The following is a 10,434-nucleotide window of genomic DNA, read 5'->3' as shown; positions in this document are numbered from 1 at the left end:
TTCACTTCACCGAAGATCTGATGCTTTCAGTTTCATTTTTTCCGAAAGCATCAACGTTTTATTTTTAATCTCATAAGTGTCAGGAAAAATTTCCACATTTCATTTTTAGATAGTTTTGAGCTCCCAAGTGTTCTGTCAATGAATACTATGGGTGTTTCTCCGATGGCAAAACCTTTTTTATTGCACAGAAATAGCACTTCCTCAAGGAATGAATATCCATTCGATGTAATGGAATTCATCTCTATCTCTTTCAGCACCTGACAGGTATAACACCTGTAACCGGTGGTCATGTCTTTGACCCTGACTCCCAGTATAGTGCTTGATAGCAGGTTTGCACCTTTGCTCATGATACGTCTGTGCATTCCCCAGTTCTCTACTCCACCCCCAGCTATATACCTGGAGCCTACCACTACATCATATCCCTTTAGATGCATATCGATAAAATCGGGAATATATGCAGGATCATGTGAAAGATCACAGTCCATGGAGAATACAAGATCTGCCATATTATTTTCAAGTGCATGCCTGAAACCAGCTATATATGCAGTCCCAAGTCCCATCTTTCCTTCCCGGTGTATGACCTGCACTCTATGCTCCTTCTCAGCAATCCGATCTGCCAGTTTTCCTGTGTCATCAGGGGAATTGTCGTCCACAACTATTATATTTCCCTTTACGTGATGGTTGTCAAATACATCTAAAAGTTTTTGTATCACCAGAGGTAAGTTCTCTTTTTCGTTGTATGTGGGAAGAACAATAGATACATGCACGTGTGGGTCCTCTTTGATTCTTGTCCCGAATAGTCTTAAGCAATGATTATGTATGCAATACTATTTACTTATTTTAATATATAGGAATATATTTAAATTGCCGCATATTTTAAATAAATACGCATAACTGAATTCTTAAGTACTATTAATATTATCCTATGCACATAATCCTCCAATCCAGTTCGAATGTGATCAAATGTCATACAGGATAATTGAGAAACGGGATATGGTGCACCAGGTACACTTGATGAAGGTGCTTGCACCTGATGTGGCAAGAGCTGCAAAGCCCGGGCAGTTCGTGATAATCAGAATTGATGAGCAAAGTGAAAGAATCCCTCTCACAGTTGCGGATTATAATGTTGTGGAAGGTTCTGTAACCATTATTTTCCAGGAGATGGGCAAAACGACCAAACAGCTGGCCACTCTGAAAGCTCAGGATGAGCTTCAGGACTTCGTAGGGCCGTTGGGCACTCCATCCGAGATAGAAAAGCTGGGTACGGTTGTACTTGTGGGGGGGGGCGTGGGTGTGGCTCCGGTCTATCCACAGGCAAAAGCCTACAAGGCCGCAGGCAATAAAGTGATCTCTATCATAGGTGCCAGAAGTGAAAACTTGCTGATTCTCGAAGAAGAAATGCGCACAGAAAGTGATCAATTGCTAATATGTACGGATGACGGTACCAAAGGTCATCATGGTTTTGTTACTGATGTGCTCCAGAAACTGCTGCAAAGCGATGAGCATGTGGATCGGGTAGTGGCCATTGGTCCACCCATAATGATGCGGGCGGTGGCCGGTGTCACAAAGCCCTTCGGTGTCCAGACCCTTGTAAGCTTAAATCCCATAATGATCGACGGTACGGGCATGTGTGGAGGCTGTCGGGTTTCAGTGGGCGGTGAAACTAAATTCGCCTGCGTTGACGGACCTGAGTTCGATGCCCATAAGGTAGATTTCAATCTGCTTATGAGCCGCTTGGCAGTTTACAGGGAAGAAGAGAGTAGTTCCCTTAAGAAACACGAATGCACCTGTGGAGGTGGGCAGTGATGGCACTAAGACAGTCCATGCCATTGCAGGACCCCGGAGTAAGGCGCAGGAACTTCAATGAAGTCGCACTGGGCTATACCGAGGAGCAGGCTGTTGCCGAAGCTGCACGCTGCCTTCAATGCAAGGATCCCAAATGTGTGCAGGGATGCCCTGTAAATATCGATATTCCGACTTTCATCTCTTTCATTGCTGAACGTGATTTCGATGCGGCTATCAGTACCATCAAACTTACCAACGCTCTGCCTGCAGTTTGCGGGCGTGTTTGTCCGCAGGAAGTGCAGTGCGAAGAATACTGTGTGCTCGCAAAGAAAGGACAACCCATAGCTATAGGTCGCCTTGAACGTTTTGCTGCAGACCATGAAAGCGCTAAAGGTATCAAAGCACCGCAGAAAGTGAAATCTACCGGTAAACGTGTGGCTGTGGTGGGTTCAGGCCCTGCAGGACTCACAGCTGCCGCTGACCTTGCAAAGGCGGGGAATTCTGTGACCATTTTCGAATCACTCCATGAGCCGGGAGGAGTACTTACCTATGGAATTCCCGAGTTCCGTCTGCCCAAGGCGATAGTGCGCCAGGAAGTGGAATATATCAAGCAGCTCGGAGTGGACATAAAGGTGGATTATGTCATCGGAAAGATCAAGACGCTGGATGAACTGAGGGAAGAGTTCGATGCGGTATTTCTGGGCACAGGCGCAGGCCTTCCCAATTTCATGGGTATCGATGGAGAGAACCTCAACGGTGTTTATTCTGCCAATGAGTTCCTGACCCGTGTGAACCTTATGAAGGCTTTCCGTTTCCCTGATTATGATACGCCAATAAAGCGCGGTAAGAAGGTTATAGTGGTAGGTGGCGGAAATGTGGCAATGGATGCTGCACGGTGTGCCCTCAGGCTGGGTGCGGATGAGGTCAGCATTGTCTACCGCCGTAGCGAGGATGAACTGCCGGCACGCAGAGAAGAAGTGGAGAATGCTAAGGAAGAAGGAATTATCTTCAGGCTGCTCACCAATCCTGTCCGCATTCTGGGTGACGATAAAATGAATGTCAAGGGTGTGGAGTGCATCAGGATGGACCTTGGTGAACCGGATGCCTCAGGCCGCAGAAAACCTGTGCATGTAAGCGGTTCAGAACATGAGGTCCAAGCCGATACAGTGATAATCGCCATAGGCACATCTCCTAACCCTCTCATATTCTCAGGTTCCGGGGGTCTTAAATCCACTTCTAAAGGCACTATCACGGTGGACGATTCATCCATGAGCTCTCTTCCGGGCGTATGCGCAGGTGGTGATGTGGTCACGGGTGCTGCAACTGTAATAAGTGCGATGGGTGCTGGAAAGCTCGCTGCTCAGACCATCAACGACTACCTTAACAAGCAATGACCGTCTAAGATCGGTCAATTTTTTTTAACATATACTACAATGAAACCACAAAACAGATATTTTTCATCCACTGGAAATTCTTCTGCCGGAAAACATCCCGGATCACAATTCCAAAGCAGAGCTTCAAGGTCCTGGAAACAGCATGGTGTCGATCTGAAGCATTATATTTTCTGGTGTCAGCGTTGTAATGTACCTCTGTTAAAATCCACCTGTGACATCTGTCAGTCAGAAGGCACTCATGTTAATCTGTCACCTCCCGGGGACATAAGGTTCTGTTCACCCCATGAGAAAGAAGTGCTCAAAGATCTCCTGTTAACAGCTTTCGGTTGTGACCCCATCGGTGATCGGATCGTATTGCTGAACAAGGCCACAGGTGATGACAGAACAGATGAAGTGATAGTTGACGGCTTGCATTTTGGTGTACTGCGTTTTGATATGAAAACGTTGGGTTATGTTTTTGACCTTTCTATCGATGGTGCAAAGATCCTGGCAGCAAATACTGCAAATAAGACGGTTGAACTAAGGAAGGCTTCCAGTCACCTCAGCGGCAAGAAGATAAAATCTGATCAGTTTCTGCAATTCACACACGACATAAAAAAAGGGGATACTGTCCTTATCAAATGCAGAAATCTCATAGGCTTTGGTGTATCTCTTTGTGATCATGAGCACTTTAGCATTTCGGAGGATGCCATATTAAGGGTCAGGAAGCTTGACGGGAGCACAGTTTCCCTGAACCGGCGTATATCTTCCATACATGACGTAATAAAGGCGAATGCAAGCCACATGGAGAAAATATCAAAGGATGCCTCCAATGTGATTAAGGGTATCGCCAGCCGCAAGGAATACAGGGATCTGCCTGTTCATGTGTCCTTCAGTGGAGGGAAGGATAGCCTGGTGGTACTTGATCTGAGTATCAATGTTCTCAAAGGCAGGGAAGTCAGGGCTTTTTTCCTCAATACGGGCATTGAGTTCCCTGAGACGGTGGAATTTGCTCGGCAGTTCTGTGCCAGTCGTAGTATAGAGCTAAAGGAATCAGCTGCAGGGGATGCTTTCTGGGAAAACCTTGAAAGGTTCGGTCCACCTGCAAAGGACATGCGCTGGTGCTGTAAAGTATGCAAGCTGGCACCTGCTAACAGGCTGATTGATGAATCAGTGAGTGAAGGGGAAATATGCCTTACCGTCGACGGCAAGAGAAGATACGAATCGTTTTCGAGGGCTTCTATTTCTGCAAGTGAGAAAAATCCCTTTGTTCCCACGCAGCTAAATATTTTCCCCATCCGCGACTGGCGGGCAATTGAGGTATGGCTGTACATATATGGGAAGAAGCTTGAGTATAATCCTCTATATGATCTGGGATTCGAAAGAGTGGGATGTTATCTATGTCCTGCCTCCCTGTCTGCGGAATATCAGCTTTTTTCCCGGTTGCACCCCGACTTGCATGCACGCTGGCATGCATACCTGCTGGAATGGGCCAGCAAAAAGGGGCTGCCGGAATCATTCGTGGAACATGGCTTTTGGCGCTGGAAAGAACTACCTCCTAAAATGCTCAAGCTTGCAGAAGATCTTGGGATAGCATATGATGTTCCAGTAATAAGTGAAAGCTTTAGTGTGGAGTCTGTAAGCGGTGTTTCTCCATGTACAAGTGGAGGTTTTACCATCGAGGCAAACGTAGGGGGTATTTCTCTACAGGATGCGGCAGATGTGTTGCATATTGTAGGTGAAATGAAAGCTGCTGAGAACATGGGAATGCTGCTTGTAAGGAACAATGATGCAACTGTTAAGTTCTTCTCTTCGGGTAACCTGCTGGTCACTTCTGACAGCAGGGAGAAAGCCACTGAAGTATTCAGGCAGGTCGTACTGCAGCTTATGAGAGTGTGCATGTGTACCAGATGCGGTATCTGTAAGGGAGTTTGTCCGGTGGGTGCCATTGAAGTCGATGATATGCGCGGCCTGTATATCAGTGATGCTTGTATCAGATGTGGCAAGTGTATAGAACCATGTGTGGTCCTTAAATATGCTCCCCGTAATTTGCCGTGGCTAAAGCAGGACCATTGATATGTGGGTGAAGCTTTAATACTTTTATACTACTTATATTACTGTCTCAAAATAAAAAGTGCAAGATGTGTATACATGCAGTTAGGTCAATTAGATGGTATTTCTGTGCTGATATCTTCCAGATTAAAGATAGCTGTTGGTTTGATCATTATACTGCTTTCACTGGTACTTGCATCTATTTTTCTGCCCCTTGCGGATGGCATAGTGCTGGGTCTGGTCCTGGCATATATAGCCCGGCCTATATATCTCAAGTTACATCGCTATCATAGACTAGGCGCACTGATTGCAACTCTTATCATTGTGCTTCCAGTGGTCTTGATCATAGGCTCAGGTGTATTTGAGATAGTAAGGTTTGTCGGCTGGATCTTCGATAACCAATCTGTATTCATTAACAATCTGTTTGATTTTGTTGTGTCCATAGATGTACCGCCGGAATACAATGAGCAGATCCGTCAACTTATATGGGATACATCCACTTCCATTCTCCCTCTACTGAGTGGATTTGGTTTACTATCCTATGCGAAGACCATTGTAATGTTCATTCTCAATTTGATCATATCCGTATTAGTCTGCTATTTTTTTCTGGCGGACGGGTACAAGGTTTACAAAAGTATGGTTGCCTTCATGCCGGTAGACAACAGGCCGTGGGTTGCAGAGTATGTAAGACATCTGGATCTGATACTTAAGGGCGTGTTCATTGGCAATGCCTATGCTGCATTATTTGTAAGTGTCACTTCTCTTGTGGTCTTTTATATCTTTGGCTTCTCCCATATTCTAGCCCTTGCTACTCTCATCTTTGTTGCATCCATTATTCCCTTATTCGCTGGCTATATAGTACTTGTTGCTCTTGCGGTGCTTCGCTATTTCCAGATGGGACTTGAGGCAGCGGTAATCTTTTTTATAGTGGCTTCCATTGTCATCTATGTGCCACCAGAGTTCATCCTGCGTCCTTACCTTGCAAGTATGCATTCACGTGTGCATCCTCTGCTAATAATGCTTTCTTTTCTGGGCGGTGCTTTTGTAGGGGGTATCTCCGGGTTCTTTTTGGCACCTATCATTCTTGCCTGTCTCATATCTGCTTATAGGGTTCATATGGGAACTCCTGTATATGGTGAAGAGAAAAATGAAGATCTTCCTTCCTGCTAGTATATCCGCAAGAATCTGATTGAGCAGCTTCGAATTCTTTTTTGTTAAAAAGGTTTATAAGGATTGTTAAATCTAAGTCTACAGGTAATTTCGCAGGTGAAATCATGCAGTTATTGCTCATCCATTCCGATTATATCGAATATGAGGTCAAGAAAAGCACCCCGGTGGCAGAGAAGATCGAAGACCCGATGAAGTCTGGCAGGCTGGAGGATGCACTCACAGTTTTCATAGCTGTAGAAAAGGCAGACGAGGCGAATCCTGATGAGGTGGTATTGAAAGCGGTCTCGGAGATAGAGAAGGTTACAGGCCAGGTAAAGGCTGACAACATTATGCTTTATCCTTATGCTCACCTAAGTCCAAATCTCTCTTCCCCCAAAGTTGCAGTTTATGTGCTTACTGCCATGGAAAAGGAACTCTCGGGTAAGTACACTGTAAAGAGAGCTCCATTTGGCTGGTACAAAGCATTTAAGATCAGCTGCAAAGGTCATCCTCTTTCTGAACTTTCCAGGTCAATATCTCCTGAGAATAAAGATGGTGTCAATGTTGTCTGTGCCCTTGAGGGAAAGCCGGAGGTCGTTTCCGAAGCCCTGAAAGCTGAGAGCACTGCCAAATCATATTGGCGTATCCTTACGCCGGATGGTCAGCTTCATGAAATGGATGGTTTTGACTTCAAAGGCCATGAAAACCTGAGCAAGTTCGTGGATTATGAGATATCCAAGAAAAGAGAGGTAGAAAGAGCACCTCCTCACGTTGAGCTTATGCGCAGGCTTGAGATAGCTGATTATGAGCCGGGTTCTGATTCCGGTAACATGCGTTTTTATCCCAAGGGCAGGCTTATCAAGTCCTTACTGGAAAACTACGTAGTTGAGGAATCACTAAAGGTAGGGGCCATGGAGGTGGAGACTCCGTTGATGTATGATATGAACCATCCCACTCTTAAGAAGTATCTTGACAGGTTCCCTGCAAGACAGTACTCCATAGAATCCGATAAAAGGCAGCTTTTCCTGAGGTTTGCTGCATGTTTCGGTCAATTCCTGATCAATCATGACATGACCATGTCCTACAAGAGCCTCCCGCTGAAGATGATCGAACTTACACGCTACAGTTTCCGTAAGGAGCAGAGGGGCGAACTTGTGGGTCTGCGTCGTCTGAGGGCGTTCACCATGCCTGATATGCACACCCTCTGCCATGACATGGGGCAGGCTGTTGCTCAGTTCGACGAACAGTACAATATGTGTATCCGTATTCTGGACCAGGTCGGTATCAAGTTAGAAGATTTCGAGGTTGCCATCCGGTTCACGAGGGATTTCTACGAAGAGAACAAGGATTTCATCACTAACCTTGCCCGCACTGTGAACAAACCGGTGCTCGTGGAGATGTGGGATACAAGGTTCTTCTATTTCGTGCTCAAGTTCGAGTTCAACTTTGTGGATGCGCTGGCAAAGGCAAGTGCTCTTTCTACTGTGCAGATAGATGTGGAGAACGCTGAGCGTTATGATATTAAATACGTGGATGCTGCAGGTGTGGAGCAGCGTCCAACCATATTGCACTGCTCCCCAAGTGGTGCTATTGAGCGCTGCATCTACGGTCTGCTGGAAAAAGAGGCCATGAGAGCTGAACGTGGGGAGGTCCCCATGCTTCCTGTATGGCTTTCTCCAACTCAGGTAAGGGTTCTTCCTGTATCTGAAAAGCATTTAGAGTTTGCAAAACAGATCTCGGATAAGTTGCATTGCCGTGTGGATATCGATGACAGGGAAGATACTGTGGGCAAGCGTATACGTGAAGCAGGACGCGAATGGGTGCCTTATGTAGTTGTCATAGGGGATAAGGAAGTCGAGACTGGCAGGATAAATGTGACTGTCAGGTCTGAGTCCCAATCCAACCGCCCCAAGACTGTGGAAATGTCACCCGAAGAACTGGATGCTCGTATAAAGGCAGAGATCGCTGGTTTGCCCTACAGGGGGCTGCCTCTTTCAAAGATGCTATCTTTGAGGCCAAAGTTCATATAAGATGGTTCCTGAATACCCTTCCATGGATATTGGACGCGTACTTGTCGAGATCCATGTATGTGGAAGGGTGCAGGGAGTTTTTTTCCGGCAGTTCACAAAGAATACTGCAGAGGAACTTGGAATTGCAGGTTATGCGCGTAACCTTCCCGATGGTTGTGTACAGGTGCTGGCCGAAGGACCTAAGGAGTCAGTGGAATTGTTTGTACAAAGGCTAAGAGTAGGCCCTCCGATGGCACGTGTGGATTCTCTGGGGACCGAATGGAAACAACCTTCCGGTGAATTTGCAGACTTTGTCATAAGACGTTGAGTATTCGGGCATTTGGACGCAATGACATTTTTCACAGGTACGTTATATCAGACTCATCAGAGGACAGTGGGATGATGAACAACATAGTAATTGTTAGATATGGGGAATTGGCACTGAAAAGTCCTGGTGTCAGGAACCACTATGAGAAGATCCTTATGCGCAATATCTCAGCTATGCTTGATCAGCGCGGTGTGGAGTATTCAGGCCTGAGCCGGGAATGGGGAAGAATATTTATCCGCACTTCTGATGAAAAAGCTGCCAGTGCTGCAGCTGATGTTTTTGGTGTGGTGTCTGCATCATTTGCAACAGCTGTTGATGCAAGCCTTGAGGCAGTATCCAGGAAATGTGCGGATATCGGTGCGGAATTTATTGTGGAGGGCGATTCTTTTGCCATAAGGGCCCGCAGGACCGGCAATCATGATTTTTCTTCCCAGGATGTAGGACTGAAATGCGGAGATGCTGTCTGGCAGCGCTTGCTTTTAGAAGGCAAAACTCCTGCGGTGGATCTTACCACTCCGGACAAGGAGATCTTTGTAGAGGTACGCCAGAAGGAAGCGTATGTGTTCACAGAGAATTCCAGGGGTGTGGGTGGTCTGCCGCTGGGAACTCAGGGAAAAATGGTCGCCCTTGTGTCAGGTGGCATTGATTCTCCTGTGGCTGTATGGCTCATGATGAAAAGAGGGGTTGAGATAATTCCTATATACTGCAGCAATGAACCCTATGCTGACGATTCTACCAGGCAGCGTGCACTGGATAGTATAAGGGTGCTGCAGCAATGGGCTCCTGGTCATCCGTTTAAAATATATGAGATTCCTCACGGATGCTCTCTGAAGGCTTTTGTAGAGCAATGCTCCCGCAACAAGACCTGTGTACTGTGCAAAAGGACCATGTACCGGGTTGCTTATGAGATCATGAGGCGTGAAGGTGCTACAGGGATCATCACTGGCTCTTCCCTGGGGCAGGTAGCTTCCCAGACTTCTGCAAACATGTATGCCGAACTTTATGGCCTTGCCATACCGCTCTACCATCCATTGATTGCTCTGGATAAGTCGGATATTATAGATATTGCAAGGAAGATAGGTTCTTATGATGTATCCATCAGGCCGGTAACATGTTGTTCGGCTGTGCCGGAAAAACCTGAGACCAAAGCTGAATGTGATTCTCTGCTGTCTGAAGAAAGCAAAGTTGATATTGATGGTCTGGTACATTCCTCCGTCTCAGACGCAAAAGTATTCAGATTGTGATCTGTGCAGTATATGTGTTGTATTTGAACAGATTCACTGTTTTTATATTTTATTTTAGTTTTTGTATCTACTCTAGATTCAGTGTCATCATCATTATAATTACTAATTTTTATCTCCTGGATATCCTCCGTTTACTTACAATGGACTACAAAACCCTTATATATTTTGATAACGTATGCACAGAATAGGCGCACAGAGTAACAACAACATGAATTTCTAGCACAAATTTCATCCTTTATCTCTCGTCCATTCCCTCAAATTTCATGTGCGCCTGCTTCTAATTTACTGTTCATGTGATCAATGTTCTTGTTCTCCATTCATACTTTTTGTTCAGATAGTTGCACTTTTCTTAAATGTCGGTGGATTTAACCAATAAGTTTTATATAAATACATGTATAATTTACTCTAATTAGTTTGAACTCAATAACATCTGAAGTTGAGACTCTATGAGTAAATTTCCATGGGAACAGACAGGCCAGAAGAAGGAAGTGGAG

General features: G+C 45.7%; 8 protein-coding genes. 7 read left to right on the top strand and 1 reads right to left on the bottom strand.

Features of this window, described 5'->3' with window-relative positions; all coding sequences use genetic code 11:
* Positions 1-50: 50 nt before the first annotated feature.
* Positions 51-767, bottom strand: a complete 717-nt coding sequence (locus ACCM36_RS09440; RefSeq protein ID WP_370573506.1) for a polyprenol monophosphomannose synthase — start codon at positions 765-767, stop codon at positions 51-53.
* A gap of 196 nt (positions 768-963) precedes the next feature.
* Here ACCM36_RS09440 and ACCM36_RS09435 point away from each other — a divergent pair, with 196 nt between their 5' ends.
* The 7 genes from ACCM36_RS09435 to thiI all read left to right on the top strand — a co-directional run bounded on the left by ACCM36_RS09435 (position 964) and on the right by thiI (position 9,940).
* Positions 964-1,806 carry a sulfide/dihydroorotate dehydrogenase-like FAD/NAD-binding protein gene (locus ACCM36_RS09435; protein WP_370573505.1) on the top strand — a complete coding sequence of 281 codons (843 nt, stop codon included), beginning with the start codon at positions 964-966 and terminating at the stop codon, positions 1,804-1,806.
* A complete protein-coding gene (gene gltA / locus ACCM36_RS09430) occupies positions 1,806-3,179 on the top strand; it encodes an NADPH-dependent glutamate synthase (protein WP_370573504.1) in 1,374 nt (457 codons plus the stop codon). The genes ACCM36_RS09435 and gltA overlap by 1 nt, the downstream gene beginning before the upstream one ends.
* Before the next feature lie 39 nt (positions 3,180-3,218).
* Complete coding sequence (locus tag ACCM36_RS09425) at positions 3,219-5,234, top strand: phosphoadenosine phosphosulfate reductase family protein (RefSeq protein ID WP_370573503.1); 2,016 nt, start codon at positions 3,219-3,221, stop codon at positions 5,232-5,234.
* A 75-nt stretch (positions 5,235-5,309) separates the two neighbouring features.
* Positions 5,310-6,380 carry an AI-2E family transporter gene (locus ACCM36_RS09420; RefSeq protein ID WP_370573502.1) on the top strand — a complete coding sequence of 357 codons (1,071 nt, stop codon included), beginning with the start codon at positions 5,310-5,312 and terminating at the stop codon, positions 6,378-6,380.
* Positions 6,381-6,484: 104 nt separating this feature from the next.
* Entirely contained in the window at positions 6,485-8,389 is a 1,905-nt protein-coding gene (locus ACCM36_RS09415) for a threonine--tRNA ligase (RefSeq protein ID WP_370573501.1), read from the top strand.
* Position 8,390: 1 nt separating this feature from the next.
* The gene (locus tag ACCM36_RS09410) at positions 8,391-8,696 is read left to right on the top strand and encodes an acylphosphatase (protein ID WP_370573500.1); all 306 of its coding nucleotides are present in this window, start codon (positions 8,391-8,393) and stop codon (positions 8,694-8,696) included.
* 74 nt (positions 8,697-8,770) lie between these two features.
* Positions 8,771-9,940, top strand: coding sequence for a tRNA uracil 4-sulfurtransferase ThiI (thiI, locus tag ACCM36_RS09405; RefSeq protein ID WP_370573507.1), 1,170 nt, complete (start codon positions 8,771-8,773; stop codon positions 9,938-9,940).
* The last annotated feature ends 494 nt before the right edge of the window (positions 9,941-10,434 follow it).

The sequence above is a fragment of the Methanomethylovorans sp. genome (assembly GCF_041305605.1).
Taxonomy (GTDB): domain Archaea; phylum Halobacteriota; class Methanosarcinia; order Methanosarcinales; family Methanosarcinaceae; genus Methanomethylovorans.
The sequence above is the reverse complement of the archived record's forward strand: the minus strand, read 5'-3'. Positions and strand labels throughout refer to the sequence as shown.